The 25509-nt window shown below is 58.4% G+C and carries 19 protein-coding genes; 8 read left to right on the top strand and 11 right to left on the bottom strand.

The window, feature by feature from the left end; genetic code table 11:
- Nucleotides 1–55: 55 nt before the first annotated feature.
- Nucleotides 56–1453 carry a nucleobase:cation symporter-2 family protein gene (locus ACW5XC_RS02355; protein ID WP_040066712.1) on the bottom strand — a complete coding sequence of 466 codons (1398 nt, stop codon included), beginning with the start codon at nt 1451–1453 and terminating at the stop codon, nt 56–58.
- A 246-nt stretch (nt 1454–1699) separates the two neighbouring features.
- Here ACW5XC_RS02355 and ACW5XC_RS02360 point away from each other — a divergent pair, with 246 nt between their 5' ends.
- Nucleotides 1700–2821: a GGDEF domain-containing protein gene (locus tag ACW5XC_RS02360; RefSeq protein ID WP_005349944.1), complete on the top strand. Its 1122-nt coding sequence runs from the start codon at nt 1700–1702 to the stop codon at nt 2819–2821.
- Between the two features lie 33 nt (nt 2822–2854).
- On the opposite strand, the gene ACW5XC_RS02365 is transcribed toward ACW5XC_RS02360, so the two are convergent.
- Both ACW5XC_RS02365 and ACW5XC_RS02370 read right to left on the bottom strand, forming a co-directional pair.
- On the bottom strand, nt 2855–3103 hold the full coding sequence (locus ACW5XC_RS02365; protein WP_005338382.1) for a YciN family protein: 249 nt from the start codon (nt 3101–3103) through the stop codon (nt 2855–2857).
- A gap of 123 nt (nt 3104–3226) precedes the next feature.
- Entirely contained in the window at nt 3227–4606 is a 1380-nt protein-coding gene (locus tag ACW5XC_RS02370) for an MATE family efflux transporter (protein ID WP_042055292.1), read from the bottom strand.
- Nucleotides 4607–4726: 120 nt separating this feature from the next.
- Between ACW5XC_RS02370 and ACW5XC_RS02375 the strand changes: the two genes are divergently transcribed.
- Nucleotides 4727–5584, top strand: coding sequence for a helix-turn-helix transcriptional regulator (locus ACW5XC_RS02375; RefSeq protein ID WP_042055296.1), 858 nt, complete (start codon nt 4727–4729; stop codon nt 5582–5584).
- Nucleotides 5585–5653: 69 nt separating this feature from the next.
- Nucleotides 5654–7348 carry an NAD-dependent malic enzyme gene (locus tag ACW5XC_RS02380; RefSeq protein WP_005338379.1) on the top strand — a complete coding sequence of 565 codons (1695 nt, stop codon included), beginning with the start codon at nt 5654–5656 and terminating at the stop codon, nt 7346–7348.
- A gap of 85 nt (nt 7349–7433) precedes the next feature.
- Here the strand turns inward: ACW5XC_RS02380 and ACW5XC_RS02385 are convergent, their stop codons facing one another.
- The 4 genes from ACW5XC_RS02385 to ACW5XC_RS02400 all read right to left on the bottom strand — a co-directional run bounded on the left by ACW5XC_RS02385 (nt 7434) and on the right by ACW5XC_RS02400 (nt 11932).
- The gene (locus ACW5XC_RS02385; RefSeq protein WP_456516091.1) at nt 7434–8471 is read right to left on the bottom strand and encodes an OmpA family protein; all 1038 of its coding nucleotides are present in this window, start codon (nt 8469–8471) and stop codon (nt 7434–7436) included.
- Nucleotides 8472–8701: 230 nt separating this feature from the next.
- Nucleotides 8702–9700: a porin OmpA gene (gene ompA, locus ACW5XC_RS02390; protein WP_005358919.1), complete on the bottom strand. Its 999-nt coding sequence runs from the start codon at nt 9698–9700 to the stop codon at nt 8702–8704.
- Nucleotides 9701–10007: 307 nt separating this feature from the next.
- Nucleotides 10008–11027, bottom strand: a complete 1020-nt coding sequence (gene ompA, locus ACW5XC_RS02395) for a porin OmpA (protein WP_042052634.1) — start codon at nt 11025–11027, stop codon at nt 10008–10010.
- A 308-nt stretch (nt 11028–11335) separates the two neighbouring features.
- Nucleotides 11336–11932, bottom strand: a complete 597-nt coding sequence (locus ACW5XC_RS02400; protein WP_042052636.1) for a hypothetical protein — start codon at nt 11930–11932, stop codon at nt 11336–11338.
- 258 nt (nt 11933–12190) lie between these two features.
- Between ACW5XC_RS02400 and ACW5XC_RS02405 the strand changes: the two genes are divergently transcribed.
- Nucleotides 12191–12457 carry a helix-turn-helix domain-containing protein gene (locus tag ACW5XC_RS02405; RefSeq protein ID WP_005338367.1) on the top strand — a complete coding sequence of 89 codons (267 nt, stop codon included), beginning with the start codon at nt 12191–12193 and terminating at the stop codon, nt 12455–12457.
- 198 nt (nt 12458–12655) lie between these two features.
- The gene (locus ACW5XC_RS02410) at nt 12656–13996 is read left to right on the top strand and encodes an APC family permease (protein WP_005338365.1); all 1341 of its coding nucleotides are present in this window, start codon (nt 12656–12658) and stop codon (nt 13994–13996) included.
- 73 nt (nt 13997–14069) lie between these two features.
- Here ACW5XC_RS02410 and ACW5XC_RS02415 read toward each other — a convergent pair whose 3' ends face one another.
- Complete coding sequence (locus ACW5XC_RS02415; RefSeq protein WP_005338362.1) at nt 14070–14945, bottom strand: patatin-like phospholipase family protein; 876 nt, start codon at nt 14943–14945, stop codon at nt 14070–14072.
- 45 nt (nt 14946–14990) lie between these two features.
- Nucleotides 14991–16529: a sensor domain-containing diguanylate cyclase gene (locus ACW5XC_RS02420; protein WP_042052637.1), complete on the bottom strand. Its 1539-nt coding sequence runs from the start codon at nt 16527–16529 to the stop codon at nt 14991–14993.
- A 197-nt stretch (nt 16530–16726) separates the two neighbouring features.
- On the opposite strand from ACW5XC_RS02420, the gene ACW5XC_RS02425 reads away from it, so the two are divergent.
- The 3 genes from ACW5XC_RS02425 (at nt 16727) to ACW5XC_RS02435 (ending at nt 23413) form a co-directional block, all read left to right on the top strand.
- The gene (locus tag ACW5XC_RS02425; RefSeq protein ID WP_041980582.1) at nt 16727–17776 is read left to right on the top strand and encodes an efflux RND transporter periplasmic adaptor subunit; all 1050 of its coding nucleotides are present in this window, start codon (nt 16727–16729) and stop codon (nt 17774–17776) included.
- On the top strand, nt 17776–20892 hold the full coding sequence (locus ACW5XC_RS02430; RefSeq protein ID WP_021229114.1) for an efflux RND transporter permease subunit: 3117 nt from the start codon (nt 17776–17778) through the stop codon (nt 20890–20892). The genes ACW5XC_RS02425 and ACW5XC_RS02430 overlap by 1 nt, the downstream gene beginning before the upstream one ends.
- A gap of 211 nt (nt 20893–21103) precedes the next feature.
- A complete protein-coding gene (locus ACW5XC_RS02435) occupies nt 21104–23413 on the top strand; it encodes a YgiQ family radical SAM protein (protein WP_042052638.1) in 2310 nt (769 codons plus the stop codon).
- Nucleotides 23414–23565: 152 nt separating this feature from the next.
- On the opposite strand, the gene ACW5XC_RS02440 is transcribed toward ACW5XC_RS02435, so the two are convergent.
- Together ACW5XC_RS02440 and ACW5XC_RS02445 are read right to left on the bottom strand one after the other, a co-directional pair.
- Nucleotides 23566–25029: a DUF4041 domain-containing protein gene (locus ACW5XC_RS02440; RefSeq protein WP_042052640.1), complete on the bottom strand. Its 1464-nt coding sequence runs from the start codon at nt 25027–25029 to the stop codon at nt 23566–23568.
- A gap of 4 nt (nt 25030–25033) precedes the next feature.
- Complete coding sequence (locus ACW5XC_RS02445) at nt 25034–25381, bottom strand: hypothetical protein (RefSeq protein ID WP_074042628.1); 348 nt, start codon at nt 25379–25381, stop codon at nt 25034–25036.
- Nucleotides 25382–25509 lie beyond the last annotated feature (128 nt).

The raw sequence follows: 25509 nt of genomic DNA on the forward strand, positions 1-25509 counted from the left end.
GGCAAGGTAAAGCCCCGCAGTGCGGGGCTTGGGTTGGCTATCGGTGGACGATGTCTCAGGAGTGACGCGCTTCGCGCTTGGGCAGCAGCAGGTTGAGCACGATGGCGGTAATGCCACCGGTGGCGACGCCGTAGGAGAGCACGCTCTTGGCCAGCTCCGGCAGGTGTTGCAGCACTTCCGGCACCTGCGCGACCCCCAGCCCCATGGCCAGCGACACCGCCAGGATCATCAGGGCGCGGCGATCCAGCTCCTCGCGGGCAATGATGCGCACGCCAGCGGCGGCGATGGTGCCGAACATCACGATGGTGGCACCCCCCAGCACGGGCTCGGGGATCTGCTGTACCAGACTGGCGACCGCCGGGAACAGGCCGAGCAGGGCCAGCATGGCGGCGATAAAGAGCCCGACATGGCGGCTGGCGACGCCGGTCAGCTGAATGACGCCGTTATTCTGGGCGAAGGTGGACATGGGGAAGGTGGAGAAAACTGCCGCCAGCATGGAGTTGGCACCATCGGCCAGCACGCCGCCTTTGATCCGCTCCATATAGACAGGCCCTTCCAGTGGCTCGCCGGAGATATCCGAGGTGGCGGTCATGTCGCCGATCGCTTCGAGCGCCGTCACCACGAAGATGATGGCGAGCGGCACGAACAGCTGCCAGTCAAAGCCGAGACCGTAGTGGAGCGGAATGGGCACCATCACCAGCGGGCCGTCGAAGGTGGGGGCGCTCACTTTGCCCAACAGCAGGGCCACGGCATAGCCCGCCAGCATGGCGATCATGATGGCGGAGAGACGCAGCCAGGGGTTGCGACTGCGTTGCAGCAACACGATCAGGCCGAGCACCAGCAGTGAGAGGAAGAGGTTGGTGTGACTGGCGAAGCTGCCATCAGAGAGGGCTGCATAGCCGCCGCCCATGCTGATCAGGCCCACTTTGATCAGGGTCAGGCCGATCAGCAGCACCACTATGCCGGTGACCAGCGGGGTGATGATCCGTTTCACCAGATGGAGGAAGCGGCTCATCACCACGATAGTGAGTGCGGCAACCATCATGGTGCCAAACAATGTGCCCAACAGATCCTCGGTGGGCATGGCGGCCTGCTTGAGGGCGAGACCTGAGGCGATGATGGGGCCGAGGAAGTTGAAGCTGGTGCCCTGTACCGAGAGCAGGCCGGAACCGATGGGGCCGAAGCGACGGGTTTGAATGAAGGAGGCGATGCCGGACATGACCAGCGACATGGAGACGATATAACGGGTGTCGGCGGCAGGGAGGCCGAGGGCATTAGCGATAATCAGGGGCGGGGTAATGATGGCGACAAACATGGCGAGCATATGCTGCAGGGCGGCGAACAGCGTCTGGGGCAGAGGCGGGACATCCTCTATGCCATAGACCAGTTCGCTATGGGCTCGCCTGGGTGGATGTGCCTCTCGATTGGCGCGTGTGACAGCAGCCTGTTCCATAAGTACCTCGAATTGTGTGGGGAGGGGGAGAAAATTGGGCGCTATTGTAGTGATTGAAATGAGGCTGACCAGCGCTAATTATGCAAAAAAAGGTTTATTTTTTGATGGGTTGAAACGTTTGCGCGCTGCGATTATCATCTGTCGGTTTGTGTGACCGACCTCTCCTTTTTATTCTCCCCGCTAATGACATTTTTACCACTTTGTAGGTGTAGAATGAGCCCTCAGTATTCATCGTGGAGACTCTGGATGCTCAAGTTGTCAGAGTTCTGGAGTGCGAGGGTTCACTCCGAAGACTTTACTCGTACTCGCATGGGGTTTATGACGGTGCGTTTGCGCCTGCTGACCTGCTTGCTGATGCTCGGATTGCCCGCCTGGGCCGTGGTGGATTGGTTGACCTTGCCCGCCGTTCATTTCGAGCAGCTGTTTCAGGCCAGGATCTTCTGCACCCTGGCGCTCTCGCCACTTATTCCGCTCTCGTACCTCATCCACTTCAAGCGGGAACGGATGAAGCTGGCCCTTGGCTACCTGATGGCCGTGATGATGCTCTTCTCCCTCTTTTGCCTGAACAGCTTTGGCGCCGGACAGGAGTTGCAGGCGGGTTATGCGGCCTTTCCCTATCTGCTGATCACCCTGTTTGCCATCTTCCCCATCCCCCTCTCCCTCGGCTTGCAACTGGCAGGCGTGGTACTGGTGACCATGCTGCTGGGCCACTGGCTGCTGGTGGGACAGAGCATCTGGAGTCAGGCCACTCTGAATCAGGTGTGGGTGCTCGGCATGTTTACCATGGCCAGTTGCTGGGTGCAGTGTGGCCAACTCAACATGCTGCTGCGGCTCTATCGGGAATCGACCACCGATGAGCTGACCGGCATGATGAACCGCCGCCTGCTGATGAAGCAGTTGGAGCAGGCCAGAATCCGGCTGCAACTCAAGAAGAAGCCCTTTGCGGTGATGCTGCTGGATCTCGATCGCTTCAAGCGGATCAACGATATCTACGGCCATCTGGCGGGGGATGCGGTGCTCAAGGAGGTGGCTACCACCCTGGGGGAGCAGCTGGAGCCTGACATGGTGCTGGGGCGTTATGGTGGTGAAGAGTTTGCCATCCTGATGCACAACTGCGCCGATCCGGCACTGGCGAGCAAAATGGCCGAGCGGCTGCGCATTGCCGTCGAGGCGCGTCTGGTGAAGAGCCCCACCTCGGACGAATTGCTGGAGGTGACGGTGAGTATCGGGATTGCCATGGCTCGTTCCGATGACACCATCGACATTCTGATCAACCGTGCCGACGAGTGTCTCTATCAGGCCAAGATGGCGGGACGCAACTGCGTGGTGGTCGAGGGGCAGAACCGCGCAAAAACAGATGCCGCCTGAGGGCGGCATCCTGTTGGCAATGAGCTGGCGAGATCAGGCCAGCTTGTACTTGCCGGAGAGCTGCTGGGCCAGCAGCTTGAACATGTTGAAGACCGCCATGGTCTTGCCGGTCGGGGTGCCATCTTCGGCCAGGAAATACTCCCCCTTGAACACCAGAATATCCCCCTTCTGCTCCACCGAATCGGCGCGCATACCGTGGATGAAGTCTTCATGCTCTTTGATGATCTTGTTGGCCATCTCAAGCAGGGCCGTCTCGGTGATCAGCTCTTTCTGTGGTTGCATGCTCGTCTCCTTAAACGACTACTGGACAGGGAAACCGTGGATCCCTGCCTCTGATTGAAGAGGCGCCCAGCATACTGCAAACAGGGTTTTTCTGTCATTGATATGACCCCGATTTGTGGCTGTTTATCCGATCACCAGATTCTTCAACCAGCAGCGCTGGCGAATACGGCGTTGCACCAGCAGCACCTTGCTGAGCTCCTCCAGCAGTACCACCGCTACCACCAAGGAGAGGGGCCAGCCGAGCAAAGTGACCGCCACCCAGGCGAGCGGGATGCCGATGCACCACATGCCGACGATGTCGATGAAGATGCTGTAGTTCACATCGCCGCCAGAGCGCAGTACCCCGATGATCCCCACCATGTTGAACACCTTGAGCAGCATCCCGAGGCACATGATGCCGAGCACCTGTCCCGCTTCCATCATCAGCTCGGGGGGCAGGTTGCCGACCCACTGCAGCAGGTTGGCTTGCAGCAGCCAGACGATGATCCCCACCAGTAGCGCGCCAATCGGTGCCAGTAGCAGGAATAGCTGGGAGTGCTGCCAGGCGACCTCGTACTCCTCGGCCCCGAGCCGATGACCGAGCAGGGTGGAGCAGGCCACCGCCAGTCCGAAGAAGAGGGAGATAAGGATGCTCTCTAGGGTGCCGAGTGTGGTCATGATGGCCAGCGAATCGGTGCCAAGATGGGCATAGAGAAAGCCGTAAATCAGCATGCCGAAGGCCCAGAGGCCGTCATGGAACAGCAGCGGCAGGGCGATCAGGGTAAAGCGCACCACCTCCTTACGCTTGAAGGCGGCCAGCCAGTCTGGTGCGCGCGGGATCAGGCGCGCCTCATAACGCTTTACGTAGAGCAGCAGCAGGGCTGTCTGCAGCAGCCGGGAAATGGTGGTGCCCCAGGCCGAACCGGCGACCCCCATCGCCTCGAAGCCGAAGTGACCGAAGATGAGGGCGTAGTTGAGGATGACGTTGGCGATGATGGCGATAATGCCGATGCGAGTCGGCGCGGCGGCATTGCCGACCGAGCGCAGGGCTGACTCCAGCGGCACCACGATGGCGGTACAGAGGATGGTGGCGCCGGTGATCATCAAGAATTGATCCGCCAGTGCCCGCAGTGCCGGATCCTGACTGGCAAAACCCAGCACGCTGCCCGGTGATAACACATAGATGAAGGCAAAGGGCAGGGTGACCAGCAGGGCGCCCACTATGGCCAGCGCTAGGGAGCGGCGCACCCCGGCCATCTCCCCGCGCCCGAAGTATTGTGCTGCCAATACCGAGACCCCGCCCGCGAGGCCCGCTATCACCAGCAGATTGAAAAAGAAGACCCGGTTACCCAAGCCGACCGCCGCCACAGCCGTGGTGCCAAGCTGACTCACCATCATGATATCGATGAGGCCGAGCAGGGAGAACATCATGGATTGCAGCGAGACAGGCAGAGCCAGCCGCCACAATCGGGTCATGAACTCGCGATCGGTGGTTTGTTTTAAAATCGCTTGCCAATAATTCATAGTTGTTAACCGGGTATGAGAAAAGCAAGGTTTGTCATGGGTATGATAGGGGCTGACGAGGCTCTTCTCACTGTGAGTAGCTCTCGATTTTCTTGTGTAAAACTATCCTGTTGAGGTGTTATGCCATTTGCCAGCGAGTGTCTGGAGATAGCGCCAGCCTGTGAAGAGCAGATGCTGGGACGTGAAGGGCTGCCCCTGCTCGGCGAGGCGGGGATCTTCCTGACCGGCCTCTCCCGGGTGCGAGATCACTACCTCATCCGTCGCAATCGCCCCGAGTTTCACATCCTGATGGTGAGTCACGATGAGGGTGGCGCGCTGCTCACCGACGAGGGTGAGCAAGCCATTCCGGCCGGATCGCTGATTTTCCTGCCGGCCGCCGTGCCCGGTGGGCTCAAGCTGATTGGCGAAAGCTGGCAGATCAGCTGGATTTTGCTCGATGACGTGCCGCGCTGGCAGTATCTGCACCGCCTTGGGCACCGTATCTGGCAAGGGGATGGCGGCGATCAGCTCTACCATCTGCTCAGCCTGATGCAGGGGGAGGGGGTTCGCTCCCCGCTTCAACCTCAACTGCTCAGCCTGTTGCTGGCGCTGCTGGAGCGGACCCTGCAAGGGGAGGTACGCGGTACCCCTGAACTTAGATTGCAGGCACTGTTTCGCCGGGTGGAGGCGCGCCTGGACGAACCCTGGAGTGTCGCCCTGCTGGCCCGACAGATGGCCTGCTCGGTGCCCCATCTGCATCGCCTCTGCCAGCAAGCGTTCGGTATGGGGCCGATGGCAAGGGTGACCGAGCTCAGAATGAACAAGGCGCGCCAGCTGCTGCTCTATACCAACTGGCCACTTGGCGAGCTGGCGGCCCGGGTCGGTTATAGCGATGGGGCCAACTTTGCCAACCGCTTTCGTCGTCTGACTGGTCAGACCCCCGGCGCCTTTCGTCGACTGGGTCGCAAACCTTTTGCAACGGATGTGCAAACTCTTTGAAATTAATGAGACAAGCCCCTAGGATCGGCGGGTCCCTGCGTCTAGCTAACCGTTTAGGTACCAAGATCCATGTTTGAAGATAATAACCAGAAACGTCCTCTCTACATTCCCTACGCCGGTCCCGCCCTGCTGGAGACCCCTTTGCTCAACAAGGGCAGCGCCTTCACCAGCGAAGAGCGCAGCAACTTCAACCTCGAAGGTCTGTTGCCCCAGAATATCGAGACCATCGAAGAGCAGGCCGAGCGTGCCTATCGCCAGTTCATGGCGTTTGGCAACGACATGGACAAGCACATCTACCTGCGTAACATCCAGGATACCAACGAGACACTGTTCTACCGTCTGCTGCACAACCACCTGACCGAGATGCTGCCCATCATCTACACCCCGACCGTCGGTAAGGCATGCGAAGAGTTTTCCAACATCTATCGCCGCGCCCGTGGCCTGTTTATCTCCTATCCGGACAAGGACAGGATCGATGACATGCTGCAAAATGCCACCAAGCAGAACGTCAAGGTGATCGTGGTGACCGATGGCGAGCGGATCCTGGGTCTGGGTGACCAGGGTATCGGCGGCATGGGCATTCCCATCGGCAAGCTCTCCCTCTACACCGCCTGTGGTGGCATCTCGCCTGCCTACTGCCTGCCTGTGGTGCTGGATGTCGGCACCAACAACCAGCAACTGCTGAATGACCCCTTCTATATGGGGTGGCGCAATCCGCGTATCTCGGGGGATGAGTACGCCGAGTTTGTCGATGCCTTCATTCAGGCGGTCAAGCGCCGCTGGCCCGACATCCTGCTGCAGTTCGAGGATTTCGCCCAGAACAACGCCATGCCGCTGCTCAACCGCTACAAGAACGAGCTCTGCTGCTTCAACGACGATATTCAGGGTACGGCTGCCGTGACCTTGGGCAGCCTGATCGCCGCCTGCAAGGCCTCCGGCGCCAAGCTCTCCGAGAAGCGGGTTGCCTTCCTCGGTGCGGGCAGCGCCGGTTGCGGCATCGCCGAGCAGATCGTGGCGCAGATGAAGGCCGAGGGGCTGACCGATGCCCAGGCCCGCAGCCGGGTCTTTATGGTGGACCGCTTCGGTCTTATCACCGACAAGATCCCCAACCAGCTCGACTTCCAGCGCCGTCTCTCCCAACCGGTGGAGCGCATCGCCGACTGGCCGGTGGGGGACAATATCTCCCTGCTGGAGGTGATGGAGCACGGTCGCCCGGATATCCTGATCGGGGTCTCCGGTCAGCCGGGGCTGTTCACCGAAGAGGTGGTCAAGACCATGCACAAGCACTGTGCCCGTCCCATCATCTTCCCGCTCTCCAACCCCACCTCCCGGGTCGAGGCGACGCCGGCAGACCTTATCCGCTGGACCGACGGTCAGGCGCTGGTGGCCACCGGCAGCCCGTTCGCACCGGTGGAGCACAAGGGCAAGCGCTACGTCATCGCCCAGTGCAACAACTCCTTCATCTTCCCGGGGATCGGCCTTGGCGTCATCGCCTCCGGCGCCACCCGGGTGACCGACGCCATGCTGATGTCGGCCAGCCGCGCGCTGGCGGAGTGTTCGCCGCTGGTGAAAGGGGAGGAGGGTTCTCTGCTGCCGGATCTGGCGGATATCCATCAGGTCTCCCGCTACATCGCCAAGATGGTGGCCAAGACCGCCATGCTGCAGGGCAAGGCGGTGCAGACCCCGGACGAGGTGATCGATCAGGCCATCGACGCCAACTTCTGGCATCCGGAGTATCGCCGCTACCGTCGCACTTCGTTCTGATTTCTGCGCAAAGACGCAAAGCAAAAGGGATGCCTCGGCATCCCTTTTTACTGCACGTCTGACATGGTTATCGCCTCAAGATCAACTACTCGCTGCCGCCCTGTACGCCGGTGACACGTACCTCTACCCGGCGATCCGGCCCAAGGCAGTCGATGAGCGCCGCCTTCGCCTTGATGGCATCACACTGGTTGCCGGTGACCGGATTACTCGCGCCATTGCCCTGGATGCTCACCTTGTCGGCAGGCAATCCCTTGCTGATCAGAAAGTCGGCAACGGTTTGGGCCCGAGCTTCTGACAACCTCTGATTGTTGGTATCCGAGCCGATGCGGTCGGTATACCCCATCACCACCGCACTGCCATCCTTGGGCTGCACGTCGACGATCTGCTGGTAGAGATCGTCCAGCGCACTCATCCCCTCCTGTTTGAGGTCCGCTTTGCCAAAGGCGAACAGCACATCGGAACTGAGGTTGAAGGTCTGATCCACCACTTCCGGTTCGGCCGGTGGCGGGGGAACCACGACCGGGGCGGGCGTGGGGGCTGCTTCTTTGGGTTGGCTGCGGTTCGGGTGGATCACCAGCTCCAGCGTGGCGGTGCTGATGTCGCTGACCCAGCGCTGGGTGCCGCTGTTGGCTTTGCCGTTATCCGGATCATCGCCAACGCGCACTATGTAACGGTAGCGTGCCTGCAGATCGACCCAGTCATGGAGCCGGGCCGTCACTCCCAGACCCGCCAGCGGCGCTAGGTTGTCGTCCCCGCCATTGACCGACTCGACGTGGTAGATATAGCCACCACCCTCGGCAAAGAGCGAGAACATCTCGCTGAGAGGCAGGCGGCCAATGACTGACAGCGTGGCTCCCTTGCTGTTGAAGTCATGGCCGCTGATATCCCAGTCACCGGTGGAGAGATAGCCAATCTCTGTCCCCAGATTTTCCGTGAAGTTGTAGCCGCCAAACAGGGAGAGCGCAGTCGCATCCTTGCCGACATCCTGACTGAAATCATTCAGATTGTGGGCAATGGCCCAGCCACCGCCAACCCCGGCATACCAGTCGTGAACCGGTTCCGCTTGTGCGCCTGTGCTCGCCAATGCCAGTGCAATCCACACAGGTTTTACTCTTATGTTCATCGCGTATCCTCGTCGATGTTTGGTGTAGTGAGGTTGCCTGCTGGTCAAACCCCACACTTATGTATAGGTGACGGGCTGTTTTTAACCACCAAAGAGGTATGGGGGGCGACACGCCGTGAACCATGGATGCGAGACGGGAAGTGGAAGAGCAAAAGAGGGTTACAAGGTGGGCGAATAAGCGGCAAGAAAAAGGAGGCCAGGTGGCCTCCTTGTTATGTCGGACTGCAGGATTACTGTTGTACTTGCTGCACGCCGGTGACGCGTACTTCTACACGGCGATCCGGTGCCAGGCAGGAGATCAGCTGAGCCTTGCCCTTGACGCTGTTGCACTGGGTACCGGTGACCGGATTGGCTTCACCGCGACCTTCGATGGCAACTTTGCCAGCCGGCAGACCTTTGCCAACCAGGAAGTCGGCTACGGTACGGGCACGCGCTTCGGAGAGTTTCAGGTTGTAGGCGTCAGAGCCGATACGGTCGGTGTAACCGACGACCACGGCGCTGCCATCTTTCGGCTGAACATCAACGATCTGCTGATACAGCGTATTCAGCGCTGCGACACCTTCTGGCTTGAGGGTGGATTTGCCAAAGGCAAACAGCACGTCAGAGCTCAGGGCGAAGTTCTTGTCGACCAGTACCGGCTCGGGAACCGGCTCAGGCGCAGGGGCGGCAACCGGGGCAACATAAGAGGTGCGATTCGGGTGCATCACCAGCTCCAGGGTCGCGACGCTCATGTCGCTCTCCCAGGTTTTCTGCTCGTCACCCAGATTCCACAGATAGCGGTAGCGTGCTTGCACATCGATAAGGTCGGAGAGCTTGGCAGTCAGACCCAGACCCGCCAGCGGCGCAGTGCCGTTGTCGCTGTTGCCATTGCCGTTGACGTGGTTGAAGTAGGCACCACCTTCAGCAAACACCGAGAAGATGTCGCCCAGCGGCAGGCGGGCGATACCGGAGAGGGTGGCACCCTGGGTTTTGAAATCGGCACCGTCCACGCCCGCTTTACCGGCGTAGAGGTAGCCCAGTTCCGCTGCGTAGTAGTCGTTGAAGTTGTAACCGCCGAACAGGCTCAGTGCAGTGGCGTCTTTGTCAGTGTCTTTGCCAAAATCATCCAGACCGTGGGCATATGCCCAACCTGCACCAACACCGGTGTACCAGTCATCGGCAGCCTGAGCTGTGGTGCCTGCGGCGGCGAGCGCCAGTGCAATCAGGGTAGGAGCCATTTTGAGTTTCATCGGTTTATCCTCGTTGTGTTAGCCCATGTCGGGCAATGCACTTGTTTTTATTGCTGCGAAAAATCGCCAGCAAAGTGGATAGCGAAGGCTTTGGACTCTCATGATGCATTGGCGTCATGGACAACAGACCGGACAAGAAGCGCTTTTTAGTGCTTATCCAATACCTTACAGGCGCAACTACTTTATGCTTTCGAGACGAGGCAGGCAAGGGCAGGGAGGCGGGAGTGAGGGATGCAAGCGAGAACGAGACAAACAAAAAGGGATGCCGCAGCATCCCTTTTTTTCGCACTATCTGAACGAGGTCAGATTATTGCTGAACTTCTTGTACGCCAGATACGCGAACTTCTACGCGACGATCCGGAGCCAGGCAGGAGATCAGTTGAGCTTTAGCAGTTACGCCGTTGCACTTGGTGCCGGTAACCGGGTTGGCTTCGCCACGACCTTCAATGGCAACTTTGCTGGCAGCCATACCTTTGCTTACCAGGAAGTTGGCAACGGTGCGGGCACGGGCTTCAGACAGCTTCTGGTTGTAAGCGTCGGAACCGATACGGTCGGTGTAACCAACAACAACAGCGTTGCCATCTTTCGGCTGGAACTCAACGATTTGCTGATACAGACCGTTCAGGGCTGCAACGCCTTCCGGCTTCAGGGTGTCTTTGCCGAAGGAAAACAGCACGTCTGAGTTCAGGGCGAAGTTCTTCTCTACCACTTGCGGAGCAGGAGCCGGAGCTTCTTCAACTACCGGAGCAGCTACCGGAGCTACGTAGGAAGTACGGAACGGGTGGTATACCGCTTCCAGAGTAGCGATGCTCTGGTTGGCTTTGTAACGCTCACCGTTGGCGTGCAGGTCAGCCACGTCCCACATGTAGCGGTAGCGAGCTTGCAGATCCAGCGCGTCATTTACCTTGTAAGTCACACCAGCACCGGCCAGCGGGGAAACTTTAGTGTCGCTGGTGCCCAGACCATCGGTGTGACCCCAGTAGGCGCCGCCTTCAGCGAACAGGGAGAAGTCGTTGCCAACCGGCATACGGGCGATACCGGACAGGGTGGCACCCTGGCTCTCGTAACGGTTGCCGTCGGTGTTGCCACGACCGGTGTACTGGTAGCCCAGTTCGGTACCGAAGTTCTCGGTGAAGTTGTAACCCATGAAGGCGTTGGCAGCAGCCGCGTCTTCCTGGCCTACATTGGTGCTTTCCAGCTTGTTCAGGCCGTTGAAGTGAGTAGCACCGACACCGGCACCGAAGTAGATGTCGTCAGCGGCGTGAGCAGCGGTAGCACCCAGAGCAGCCATGGCGATGGCGATCATGGAAGGAGCCATTTTCATCATAAAAAAATCCTCGTTGAGATCGCACGTTATTCACGTGCTTCACACTTTGTAATTTATGTAAGCTGCAGGCTCCGCCGTACGGCTGGCGTCGAGTCTGGCAGATGACCCGGTATAACCGGGTTGCACACTCTCCTGGTGTGTCGAGTGCGCTGGCATGGCACGCAATGCGTGAGAAACCACTGCCAGGCAACTGATGTCATTCCGATGACGAGGCGCACTCTATGCCGATTTTAAAACATGATCAAGCTCACAAATGAGCCTTGTGGCAAATTGTGTCGTGCCCTTAACTGGCTGTTTATTTTGATTAATTAGTGATCCAGATAGGCCCTGTGCAGTTTCTTCTCCAGCTTCATATAAGCCTGAACCCAGTCGCTATGCGGGCTGGCAGGATTCGCTCTGGCGGCAAAGACCGCAAGGTAATCTGCCTGGGTTGCGCTCTGCAGCAGGGGGGTAAATGTCATCAAGAAATGTCGGGCCAGATAGGGGTCAAGGGGCCAGATGTTGAGGATGGCGCGAGCCACAGGCTGAACCGCAGCTGAACAGATGAAGTGGCGATGTCCCGCCTCCAGCCAGTCGGCCATCTCGCACATGCCCGATTCGGGTACCAGACCACCATCACCCGGGGTGGTTGCCAGAGCAATTGCCTGACCATTTACCGTGACTAGCTGCTCATTGTTATGCAGGGTGCCGTCATGGCTGCGCAAGGCCAGGTCCGGGCATGCCTGTTCAAGAAACAGGCTGCAGCTCTCCGGCAGGGCTGCCAGCAGTTCGCTGGCGTGGCTGGACATCAAGGCCGGAAGCCAGAATGCTTCGGCGCGATATTGTTCACCTTGCAGGCGCTGTTGTGCCAGTTCTTCTGTGCTGGATACGGGGTGCAGGCGAGAGATAATGCCGGGAAACGCCATACTTATTCCTCTTAATGGGTATCCGGCGGATTATACGAGTTATTGGGGGGGCCACAATAAAGGTTTCTTTTCGAGACTGTTTACCTGAGGCGGCTGAGCGATTACCATCCCCCCTTGAAGGCAAGGGTTGTCGCCGAAAGGCGCTCATAAGATAGAGGCTCGACCATAACGAGTCCGAACAAAACTGATACACTTGACTACGAGTCGTCGCGAAAAATAAAAGGCGGAGTAAATCCGCCAAACGGAGTATGGAACATTATGAATTCAAATATCGTCACTGTTGGCAAGAAGATCCGTCAGATCCGTGAAGCGGTCGGTTTGAGCCGTCCGAAGTTTGCAGATTTGCTGGGTGTTCCTCCCACCACGCTGAAAAACTACGAGCTGGGTTACCGTGAAGTTGGGGGCGCCTTCCTGGTTGCCCTGGCGCACCACCCGGATCTGCACAAGTTCACCCTCTGGCTGCTGGCAGACAAGAAAGTCGCCGAAATCGGCCAGATTGGCCCGGATGACCTCGCCAAGGCGTGATCATCGATGTGAATAGAAATGCCGCCTTCGGGCGGTATTTTTTTGGGTTGCCGATCGATATTTTGATCTAACACGCTTTGAATTATCCATGCAGGCCAACGAGAATAAGCGGCCCCGAAAAGTGGGCCCCTGGTGGTATCTGGCCACCTGAACACTATTACATTCAGGATGATATGAGCAATCGTATGGAGTATGGGTATGAGCAGTAATGAGTTGGATAAACGTTATGGCCTGATGACTGCCATTGCGATGGTGGTCGGCGTGGTGATCGGCTCCGGTGTCTTCTTCAAGGCCGATGATGTACTGCGTCTGACTGGCGGTAATCTGGCCATTGCGCTGCTGGCATGGGCGCTGGGGGCATTTTCGATGATCTTCGGCGCGCTGGTGTTTGCCGAGTTTGCCCAGCGGATCGAAAAGTCCAACGGTATCGTCGATTATGCCGAAGCGGCATACGGCAAAATGTTTGGTTATCTGGTGGGGTGGTTCAAAGGCGTACTCTATTACGCCCCTCTTTCCGCCATCCTTGCCTGGGTCGCCGCTCTGTACACCATGATCTTGCTCGGCAGTGATAATCCGACCAACTCTGGTGCGACCTGGATACTGGCGGCTGTCTATATGACGGTCACCTATCTGATCAACTTCTACACCCCGGTCCTGGCGGGCAAGCTGCAAGTGGGTTCTACCCTGATCAAGTTGATCCCGCTGATCCTTGTTGCCATTGTGGGCACCATTTCAGGCTTGCTCAATGGTGTCACCGTGACCAACTTTGTGCAGGCAATGGATGGTATAGGAAGCACCGGAGGCACTCTGGCCACGGCCGTGGTTGCCACCGCCTTCGCTTATGAGGGGTGGATTGCCGCTGTGACCATCAACAGCGAAATTCGCGATTCCAAGAAGAATCTGCCCAGAGCGCTGGTGATTGGCACCCTGATAGTCTTTGTGGTCTATGTCACCTATTTTCTGGGGATCGCCAGCGTCTTGCCGACGGACGAGATAGTGGCGCAAGGGGATAACGCGGTAAATCTCGCGACAACCAGCCTGTTTGGCGGGACTGCCTCGACCATTTTGACCGTGTTCGTGATTATCTCCTGCCTCGGCACCCTCAATGGTCTGGTGTTGGCGACCATGCGCATTCCCTACTCGCTGGCGATCCGCAATCAGGGGCCAGCCCCCAAGTGGATGAGCCGTATCGAACCGCATCACCACATGCCAATCAACTCGGCCCTCGCGGCAGCGCTGTTGTCGGTGATCTACTCAGTGTTGTGGTACTGCAGCATCAACGAGACATTCGGTCGTTACATCGCTCTGGACGAGATGCCGATCGTGCTGATTTATGGCCTCTATCTGTTCCTCTATGTCTGGTACATGCGCACCTTTACCGAGTTGGGCTGGATAAAGCGGTTTGTGATCCCGACCTGCGCCACTTTGGGCGCGCTCATCATTCTGTATGGTGGTATCACCAATCCCAGTCTGGGACTCTATCTGCTGGTCTCTGTGGGGGTGATTCTGCTCGGGTTGCTCTTCTACCGTAAGGAGTAACCGGGTAAGTGAGTTGAATAAAAAAGCGCCGAATGGCGCTTTTTTTCATTTTTAAACCACAGCATGTCGACAACTAACTGCCCAGCAACCCGAGGCGGCCCAGTTCATCCTTGAGCTGATCGAGATTGCGCTCGACACAGGCTTCCCCCTCGTTGATGGCATCGCTGGCGCGATGAAAATCCATGATGGAGAAGCTGCCAAGGCGCGGGCAGAGCTGGATCTCCGGCGGGTCACCTGCCATCCTGGCGCGGGTGATCCGCTCCTGCATGATGTTGATGGAGCCACTCATCACGCTCCACAGACCCGGGGTGGCTGGCGCGGATTCACCGCGATTGAGCCACTGGCTGAGCAGGCCGCCGCTGCCGGGTTGATCTGGCTCATCGGTCCAGGGCTGGTGCATATCGGTGTTGAGGTTGACCGCAATCACCACCTCGGCCCCCATGGCGCGGGCCAGCGAGATGGGCACCGGATTGACCACGGCGCCATCGACCAGCCAGCGGTCGTTGATCCGGGTCGGGGTGAGGATCCCCGGCATGCCGCAGGAGGCGCGCACCGACTGGCGCAGCGGGCCCTGTTGCAACCAGATCTCGCGGCCGGTATCGAGTTCGGTGGCGATGCAGGCGAAGGGGATGGGCAGATTCTCGAGATCGGGATCCCCCAGATGGCTGGCGGCAAGGCCAAATACCTTTTCGCCGCGAAACAGCCCACCGGAGAGGGCCGGGTCGAGCAGGCTGACCACCTGCAGGCGGGTAAAGCCGCGCACCCAGGTTTCCAGTCGATCCAGTTCACCGGCGGCATAGGCGGCACCGACAAAGCTGCCGATGGAGCAGCCAGCGATCAAATCCGGTTTGATGCCGAGACGTTCAAGGGCTCGGATGACGCCGATATGGGCCCATCCTCTGGCGGCGCCGCTCCCGAGAGCGAGCCCTACGCGGGGTTTACGTGGCACGACAGTCCTCCAAAAAGGGGTTGAGGGCTCAGCTTACTCCGAGAGTCAGGAGGCGTCACCCTGCCATCTTTCGCTGCGGTTGCGACCGTTGGCCTTGGCCTGATAGAGCGCCACATCGGCGCGGCGCACCGCTTCGTGCAGGGGAAGGTTCTCCTGGTGGGGCAGATAGCCGAGACTGATGGTGACCTCCAGCCCGGGCTCGATGGCGGCCCAGTCGTGATCCGCTACCGCCTTTCTCAGCCGCTCCGCCAGCTCGCCGAGCTGCGTTGCATCAGCGCGGCCAATCAGCAGCAGAAACTCTTCGCCCCCCCAGCGGATCAGGCGATCAGTGGGTCTAAGCTGCTGCTGGCAGATCTGCACCAGCCGGATCAGCACGATATCGCCGACGGCATGGCCGAAGTTGTCATTGACCCGTTTGAAGTGATCCGCATCGAACATCAGGATCCCCGCTTGCAGCCGGGCCAGATCGCCCGCCTGTTCCAGCAGCACCAGATAGTGGCGGTTGAAGGCGCCGGTGAGGGCATCGTGGCAGGAGAGGTAATTGAGCCGCTGGTTGAGGCGATGGGATCTCAGGTTGGAGAGGGCGGCCAGCAGCATAAAGAGAATGGCGAGCAGGGTCGGCGTGGACTGGCAGAGCATGGCCCACACCAGCGGCAGCAGGGTGACGCTGTGCACCAGTCGCAACGGGGTATCTGGGATTGCCATGGTCAGCTGCAATGCCCCTTGTTGCCACTGGTACTCGTCGGTCGGCTCGGGCTCTTGCGGCACCACGGGCTGGTGTGCGCTGCTGGCCAGCACCTGATGGTACTGATTGAGCAGCAGATACTCACCCAACGCTGGCGCCAGCTGATTGAGCTGCGATTGCAAGCGTGAGAGCAGGATGTCCATGCTGATCATCCCTACCAGCGAGCCGTCCTTGTAGAGAGGCTGGGACATGGTGACCATGGTGCCCAGTCCGGCAAAATCTTCGTAAGGGCGGGAGAGAATGGTGTCCCGGCTGGGGTTGGGTGACATCAGCGCATCCTGCCAGTAGTGCTTGTCATAGATGCTGCGGGCAAAGCGAAACTGGCTGGAGGGGATCCAGGGATAGAGGTAGATAAAATTGTCCACGCCGGTGAAGTAGGCCCAGGCGATCTCGCTGCCAAGGCGCTGGCTGGCGGTGGACAACAAGGGGGAGAGGCTCAGGGCCAAATGAAGTTGCGCCTCCCGCGCACTGCCGGGGGGCGGCAGCGGGCCGTCACCGGTGAGGTTGCCCGCCAGTCCGGCCGGTAAATCACTGGGGAGCTTGTCGAGGGCCAGCCCCTCTGGCAGCGCCTCGATATGGCGATAGAGCTGGCGGGTGAGCACCGACTGGGGGTCGCTGCGCAGTCGCTCTTCGGCCTGCCCGCGCATCGCCTCCAGAAACACTTCGGTCTGTTTGAAACGATCTCGCAGGTAGATGGCGCTGTTGAGGGTATCGCTCTGGTAGAGGCGTTCTATCTGTTTCAGGCTTTGCCGCAAGGTCAGACCAATCAGCAGGATGACCACGGCAAACAGGAGCCAGGTCAGGCGTGTGAGAAAGCGGTGGTCAGACATTTTGGGCATAGGCAGTCAGTCGGGTTGCGAAGGAAATTGTCGTTAGTGTATGCGATGTGGCGTGAAAACAAACGGCGCGACCTGAAACAGAGTGAGCTTATCCCGCTCTTGTTACGTTTTGTCACATTTATACATAGTCACGGCATAGTCTGGGGCTAAAATGGCCCCAATCTGGATTTACCCTCTCACTCTTCATGGACTGTTCGATGAAAATGCGTATCTGGCTCGGCTTGGGCCTTCTTCTAATCGTGGTTGCCGGCGTCTGGGCGCTGCGTCACAGCGAACCCGCCGCCAAAGCACCGACCAGACAGGTCAATATCCGCACTCAAACCGTCAAACAGAGTCTGGCCGAGCCTACCCTCAAGCTGGTGGGCAAGCTGGCGGCCAATCGTTCTGTCATCATCAGCCCCGAAGTGACCGGTCGCATCGTCAAGATTGCGGTGCAATCTGGTCAGAGCGTGGCGAAGGGGGAGACCCTGATCGCGCTCGATGCGGGCAAACAGCAGGCGGAGCTGGCCGAGCAGAGCGCCAGTCTGCGCGACGAGAACCGCAAGCTGAGTGATATGCGCAAGCTGGTGGCCCGTGGCGCCGTGACCCAATCCGAGCTGGAGGGGCAGGAGGCCACCGTGGCCCAGGTGCAGGCACGCCTCGATGCCGCCCGCTACGAGCTCTCCCTGCGTACCCTGCAGGCGCCCTTTGCCGGTACCGTGAGCCTGATTGACTTGAGCGAAGGGGCGCTGGTGGGCAGCGGCGATACCCTGCTGCATCTCGATGAACTGGACAAACTGCGCCTCGATCTGGCGGTGCCGGAGCGTTACCTCTCCCTGCTGCGCCCGGGCATGGCGGTCACCGCCACCAGTACTGCCTGGCCGGATCAACAATTCAACGGCACTTTGACCACCCTCGATAGCCGTGTCTCCAACGATACCCAGAACATCAAGGCGCGGGTGATGATCCCCAATGGCAACGGCCAGTTGCGCCCGGGCATGCTGCTCAATGTGGAGCTGGCGCTGCCCGCCCAGCAGCTCACCCTGATCCCCGCCCAGTCGGTGGAGTACGCCGGTGAGCAGCGCTTTGTTTACCGTCTCGAGGCCGATGGCCGTGTCAAGCGGGTGCCTGTGGTGCTTGGCGAGACCGAAGGGGAGACCGTCTGGGTCACCGAGGGGCTGAAGGTCGGCGATCGCATCGTGGTCGAGGGGCTGGTCAATCTGCGTGATGGGGTGCAGGTGCGTGATCTGGCCGAGGTGAACGGCTGATGTGGCTCTCCGATATTTCAGTTCGCCGTCCGCTGGTGGCGGTGGTGCTCAGCGCCCTGCTCACCGTGTTTGGTCTGGTCGCGTTCAGCAAATTGACGGTGCGGGAGATGCCGGACGTGCAGATCCCGTCGGTCTCCATCACCACCACCTATGAGGGGGCCGCCCCCTCGGTGATGGAGAGCCAGGTCACCAAGCCCATCGAGGATCAGCTCTCCGGCATCAGCGGCATCAAGAACATCAACTCCATGACCCGCAAGGGGCGCTCGATGATCACCGTCGAGTTCAAGCTCGGCTGGAACATGGTGGAGGGGATCTCCGATGTGCGCGATGCCCTCTCCCGCGCGCGGCCCCGGCTGCCCGATGATGTGGACGAGCCGCTGGTGACCAAGGACAGCGGCAACGGCGATGTGGCGATCTGGCTCAACTTCAGCAGCAGCCAGATGGATCGCACCGCCATGACCGACTACGCCAACCGGGTGCTGGTCGACCCCTTGAGTCTGGTGGATGGGGTGAGCGAAGTGGCGCTCTCCGGCGATCTCACCCAGGTGATGTATGTACGGCTGCGCCCGGCCGACATGGCGGCCCGTGGCATCACGGTGAGCGATGTGGAAGAGGCCCTCAAGCGCGAGAACATCGAGCTGCCGGGTGGCGAGATCCGCAACAACTCCATGACCATGGCGGTGCAGATCGCCCGTCTCTATCACACAGCGGAAGACTTCCAGCAACTGCAAGTCACCACAGCCGCCAACGGCCAGAGCGTCTATCTGGCCGATATCGCCGACGTGGAGGTAGGAGCCAAGAACGAAGACAGCGCCTATCAGCGCAACGGCAAAGAGAGTCTGGGTATCGGCATCGTCGCCCAGTCCACCGCCAACCCGCTGGCAGTGGCGCAGGGGATCGAGAAGAAACTCGGCGAGATGCAGCGCTTCCTGCCGGAGGGGGCCAAGCTCGAGGTGGATTACGACTCCACCATCTTTATCAAGCAGGCCATCGACGAGGTGTACGAGACCCTGGCCATCTGCGCCGTGCTGGTGGTGGCGGTGCTCTATCTGTTCCTCGGACAGGGGCGCACCACGCTCATTCCGGCCATTACGGTGCCGGTATCGCTCATCTCCGCCTTTATCGGCGCCTGGTATTTCGGCTTTTCCATCAACCTCATCACCTTGCTGGCCCTTATTCTCGCCATCGGCTTGGTGGTGGATGACGCCATCGTGGTGGTGGAGAACATCCACCACCATCTGCAGCGGGGTGAACCGCCGCTGCTGGCTGCTTGGCACGGCACCCGCGAAGTGGGCTTTGCGGTTATCGCCACCACCGCCGTGCTGGTGATGGTGTTTGTCCCCATTGCCTTTATGGATGGCATGGTGGGGCGGCTCTTTACCGAGTTTGCGATATTGCTTTCGCTCGCTGTGCTCTGCTCCTCGCTGGTGGCGCTGACCCTGACTCCGGCCATGGGCTCCTGGTTGATGCGCCCGCTCGATAAACCGAATCGACTCACCGCTGGGCTCGATCGCGGGCTCGGCTGGCTGGAGGGGCACTATCGCCACCTGCTGGCGTGGGTGCTGCGTCGCTCCCGCTGGACGCCGCTGGTGCTGCTGCTCTGTCTGGGCGGTATCGGTGCCCTCTTTACCCAACTGCCGACCAGCCTTACCCCGACCGAGGATCGCGGCGTCATCTATGTCTTCGTCAAGGGGGCAGAGGGGACCAGCATTGAGCGGATGAAGCGCAATATGCAGCAGGTGGAGTCCGCCATCATGCCGATGCTGGGCAAAGGGGTGGTGCAGGCGCTGAGCTTCAGTACCCCCGCCTTTGGCCGTGGCGGCGATCAGACCGGTATGGTAATCATCCAGCTCACCGACTGGGCGGAGCGCGACGTCACCGCCACCGAGTTCTCCCGCTCGCTGGGTGCCAAGCTCTCCGGCATTCCCGATGTGATGATCCGCACCTTCCAGCCCGGTTTCCGCGGTGGCTCCACCGCACCGGTGCAGTTCGTGCTGCAGGGTAACGACTATGCCGAGCTCTACCAGCAAGGGTTGGCGCTGCAACAGGCGGCGCAGGGCAGCGGCCTGATGCTGAGCCCGGATCTCGACTACGCCGAGAAGACCCCGGAGCTGCAGGTGACCATCAATCGCGACAGCGCCAGCCAGCTTGGCATTCCGGTCTCCACCGTGGCCAACAGCTTGCAGACCTTGCTGGGTGGGGCGAGCAAGACCACCTATGTGGACAGAGGCGAGGAGTATGACGTCTACCTGCGCGGCAACCAGACCGAGTTCAACGGCATCTCGGATCTCGGTCGAATCTATCTAAAGGCCGCCAACGGCGAGATGGTCAGTCTCTCGACCCTGGCCACCGTCAAGCAGGTGGCGACAGCCAACCGCCTCAACCACTACCAGCGGCAAAAAGCGATTACCCTGACCGCCGATGTGCATCCCGACCACACCCTGGGGGAGGCCCTCGATTTCCTCGATGGCTGGGCCAACGCCAACCTGCCTACCGGCATGACTGTGGATTACGCCGGTGATTCCAAGGATTACCGCGACAATCAGGGGGAGATGGTGCTGGTCTTTGGCCTCGCCCTGCTGGTGGTCTATCTGGTGCTGGTGGCCCAGTTCGAGAGCACCCTGACCCCGGCGGTGGTGATGGTGACGGTGCCGCTCGGCATCTTCGGTGGTCTGCTTGGCCTCTGGCTGACGGGGCAGGAGATGAGCATCTACAGCCAGATCGGCATGATCATGCTGATTGGCATGGTGACCAAGAACGGCATCCTCATCGTCGAGTTCATCAACCAGCTGCGCCAGCGCGGTGAAGGGTTCGAGGAGGCGATCATCGCAGGCTCGGTGCGCCGCTTGCGCCCCATCCTGATGACCTCGCTCACCGCCATTATCGGCGCGGTGCCGCTGATGCTCTCCATGGGGGCTGGCTACGAGAGCCGGATGGCGGTGGGGACAGTGGTCTTCTTCGGACTGTCGCTGGCCACCCTGGTCACCCTGCTGGTGGTGCCTGCCATCTACCATCTGATCGCCCGTCACGCCGGAATGACTGGTGCGCGGGATCAGCAGGTAGACGAAGCACTGGCCGCCAAGGGGGCAGGGGAGTCGCACCCTCCGGCGCCCTGATCAGCACCTTGGCCTGAATCCTGGCCTGAACCCTGACCTGCGCGCTCAAGCGGGGCCAGTTATCAGCCTCCATCATCACAAGGGCGCCTGCGGGCGCCCTTGCTATTGCGGGCGGCGACCTATTCCGCGGGATCTATAGGGACAAAAAGCCATCGCTCCCCTTGGCCGCAACCGGTATAATGCGCGACCCGAATTTTTCCAGGTGTTCAAAATGCAGCCGGTACCCAACCTTTTCTCCTATCCCCGCTATTGGGCCGAGTGCTACGGCACGGCGCCCTTCCTGCCCATGTCCCGCAAAGAGATGGACAAGCTGGGTTGGGACAGCTGCGACGTCATTCTGGTGACGGGTGATGCCTACGTGGATCACCCGAGCTTCGGCATGGCGGTCATCGGCCGCATGCTGGAGGCGCAGGGCTTTCGGGTCGGCATCATCGCTCAGCCGGACTGGTCATCGAAGGATGACTTTATGCGTCTGGGCAAACCGAACCTCTTCTTCGGGGTGACCGCGGGCAACATGGACTCCATGATCAACCGCTACACCTCCGACAAGAAGCTACGCCACGACGACGCCTACACCCCGGGGGATGTGGGCGGCAAGCGGCCGGATCGCGCCACCCTGGTCTATACCCAGCGCTGCAAGGAGGCCTTCAAGGAGGTGCCGGTGGTTATCGGCGGCATCGAGGCATCCTTACGCCGTATCGCCCACTACGACTACTGGTCCGAGACCATCCGCCGCTCCATCCTGCTCGATGCCAAGGCCGATATCCTCATCTACGGCAACGCCGAGCGGCCGCTGGTGGAAGTGGCCCACCGCATCGCGGCGGGGGAGAGCATCGACACCATGCAGGATATTCGCGGCACCGCCGTTATCCGCAAGGAGCCGCTGCCGGGCTGGAAAGGGGTGGATTCGAGCAAGCTCGACCAGATTGGCCGCATCGATCCCATCATGAACCCTTATATGGAAGGGGCCCCCTGCTCGGATGATGCCACCGACGCGGCCCCTGCCGTGCAGGAAGCCCAACCCGTGCTGGTGCAGCCGCCCAAACCCAAGCCGTGGGAAAAAACCTATGTGAAGCTGCCGGCGTTCGAGCGGGTGAAAGAGGACAAGGTGCTCTACGCCCACGCCTCGCGCATTCTGCACCACGAGACCAACCCCGGCTGTGCCCGCGCCCTGTCGCAGGCTCACGGCGATCGCATCGTCTGGGTCAACCCGCCCGCCTTCCCGCTTGAAACCGAGGAGATGGACGGCGTATTCGGCCTGCCCTACCAGCGGGTGCCGCACCCGGCCTATGGCAACGAGAAGATCCCCGCCTTCGAGATGATCAAGACCTCGGTCAACATCATGCGCGGCTGCTTTGGCGGCTGCTCCTTCTGCTCCATCACCGAGCACGAAGGGCGCATCATCCAGAGCCGCTCGGAAGAGTCGATCCTCAAAGAAATCGAAGATATCCGCGACAAGGTGCCGGGCTTTACCGGCGTCATCTCGGATCTCGGCGGCCCCACCGCCAACATGTACAAACTGCGCTGCAAGAGCCCCAAGGCCGAGCAGACCTGCCGTCGCGCCTCCTGTGTCTGGCCCACCATCTGCCCGCACATGGACACCGACCACAGTCCGACCATCAACCTCTATCGCAAGGCGCGCGACCTCAAGGGGATCAAGAAGATCCTCATCGCCTCCGGCGTGCGTTACGACATCGCGGTGGAAGATCCCCGCTATATCAAGGAGCTGGCCAAGTACCACGTCGGCGGCTACCTCAAGATTGCGCCGGAACACACCGAGGAGGGCCCGCTCTCCAAGATGATGAAGCCGGGCATGGGCAGCTACTACCAGTTCAAGGAGCTGTTCGACAAATACTCCAAAGAGGCGGGCAAGCAGCAGTACCTGATCCCCTACTTTATCTCTGCCCACCCGGGCACCACCGATGAAGACATGATCAATCTGGCGCTCTGGGTCAAAGAGAACCGCTTCAAGCTCGATCAGGTGCAGAACTTCTACCCGTCGCCGCTCGCCAACGCCACCACCATGTATTACACGGAGAAAAACCCGTTAAACAAGGTGAGCCGCACCGGTGGCGATGTGTTTGTTGCCAAGGGCGAGCGCCGTCGCCGCCTGCACAAGGCGCTGCTGCGCTACCACGACCCCGCTGGCTGGCCGATGATCCGCGAAGCCCTGCTCGCCATGGGCAAAGGCCACCTGATTGGCAATGGCCCCGGCTGTCTGGTGCCGCCGGAAGGTCGCAACGAGCGCGCCGCCAGCGGCAAGGGGATGAAACCGGCCCTGACTCGCCACAGTAACATTGCCCACCAGCGTGGTAATGGCACAGGCAACAAGCCGACGGGCGGCAAGCCGGTGGGTTCCCAGCTGCACAAAGGCGCGGCTAACGGCAAACCGGCTGGTAAACCCGCCCATAAGGGCAAGGCGCCGACCCGCGCGGGTTCTGCCAAGCCGGGTGCCAAACCCGCTGCTCAGGGCGGCAAGCCTGCGGCCAAAGGAAATGGTGCCAAGCGACCGGCTCGGTAATATTTCCTGATTGGAAAGCGATAGAAATAAAAAGGCGACCGGATGGTCGCCTTTTTTAGTTTAAAAATTAATGTCATTATTATTTTTATATATTAAAAAGAATGATTTTTAATTATTAACATGTAATGTAAGTTAATTATTAAACTACTGCATTAAGCAACCAGTTCAACAGTTTGAAGGCGCAAGCTCTCATAATACTCCTCTGCCAATGCTGTTAATTTAAACTCACTATCAATATCAACAATAGTATCCACAGCATCCTTTATCGACAACAAGTCTACTTGGAAGAATTCTTTCCTAAGATTTACTGCATTCACTCGATGAGCTCTAAATTCACGATGTAAAGCTGCCTCCAACGCCGGAGCATCATCGGAATAAATCATAGCATGAACATCAAAAGAAAATGGCACACTAGCATCACCTAACTCTTTAACTCTATCCATCGGATCTAGTCTCCTAGTTAAGCCAATTTTATAGATATCCTCACCAAATGAACCAATATTACTGATGACGTATACATGGCCTTTACGAGTTTGTTCAGCCATGCTTTTTGCTCGAGCCTCTTTCATCTCTGCCTCAAGTAGCTGTTGTTCAAGCTCAGCTATTCTCTGCTCTGCAAATGCCCTTTCGCTTTCAGAGGTTTTCAACAATTCTTCTCGAGCCTTGCTCAATAGATCCCTATAGATACGCTCTTCCTTTTCAGCCTCAGCAATAGCTCGCTCATACTCTTTAATTGCGCGCTGTTCTTCGCGGATCTGTTCTTTTATGATTCTTTGCTCATCAGCCTCTTCTTGTTTTTTCAAGGTGTATTGATACTGAAGCTTGCACTCTTCAAATTTCAATTCTACATAACTAATATTAAAGCCACACTTCAATGTTGCTGCTGACTTTTCTATTGTGTTGGCAAGACTTTCTATTCTCTGCAAGGTTCGGGCGAAGTTACTAGGACTCACCTTCCCAATCAAGAAATCACACTCAATATTAAATGCCGCTAGCATTAGCTTTATTTGACCATCGAGAATCTTTTTGTTTAATGATTTGTCATTCGCAATGATCAGAGTGACAGGATACGTTATCGCATTTTTATCTCTAATTAGATCTTTTTGTTGGCTTCGGATGTATTTTATTTCTTCTGAAAATCTAGCTGATGTTTCATAGAGATACTCTGGATTTTCAAAATGCCCAACAGACGTGAATTCGTCCAATCGAGAGTATAGGTCAAGCATTCCCATCAGATTTTTCACATCAACATTGAGCTTTGCTATTTCTAATGAAAGCCGATCCTTTTCCTCACTCTGTTTGTTATTTTGTTCAGTTGCTTCTCTGATTCTTTCTAAAAGCTGGGCTTCATCTGCTTTAAGTGCCCTCAGCTCTTCCGTCTCAATTCTGACCTGCTCTAGTTCTTTTGTATCGTTATACAAATCACTTTTTAGCGATGTAAGGCTCTCTTTTAATTGCGACAACTCTGTCTCAAGACTTGTATGCTCGCCAAGCTTAGCATCAACATCAGCCTTATATTTAGCCAGCTCCTTGTTATGTTTTAATTTGAGAATGAAATAGCCAATCAATATGGCTGCAATTGCACCAATGATAATGGCTAAAAGCATGTGTTCCATTTTTCTACCTTAGTTGTAAACTGATAAATTGTTGGCGCAGAGTCGCACGCTCTAAGCATCTGTCTTCATATTCGTCTTGGGCATCAGAAAGTTCATCTTTTAATCTTTCCTTTGCCTGAGCAATACTCAATTTTTCAGCTTTTTTAGCCAGTGCAAATTTTTCCTTTTCAGCACGAATTGCATCTCGTTCCTGTTCTCTTAAAAATTTTTGATATTCTCTTTCTGCTCTGGCATTTTCGCGTTCGGCAGACTTTTGTCTACGCGCTGATTCCCTAGCAGCCTGCTTACCGGCTCTGTCAATTGCCTTAGCAACTTTGATAGATAAACTTAAAAGACTACCCCGCCTTGCCAAACCATCCTCCTTACCACTTGTTTCTGTAACCTATTGTCATATGAAAAGATAAAACCTGAGACACCCACCCTTCTGAGCAGGAATAATGCTAGCGAGTCCCACGCTAATGCCCGTGGATTACAGCATTT

The sequence above is a fragment of the Aeromonas sp. 25-AL00135 genome (assembly GCF_054052385.1).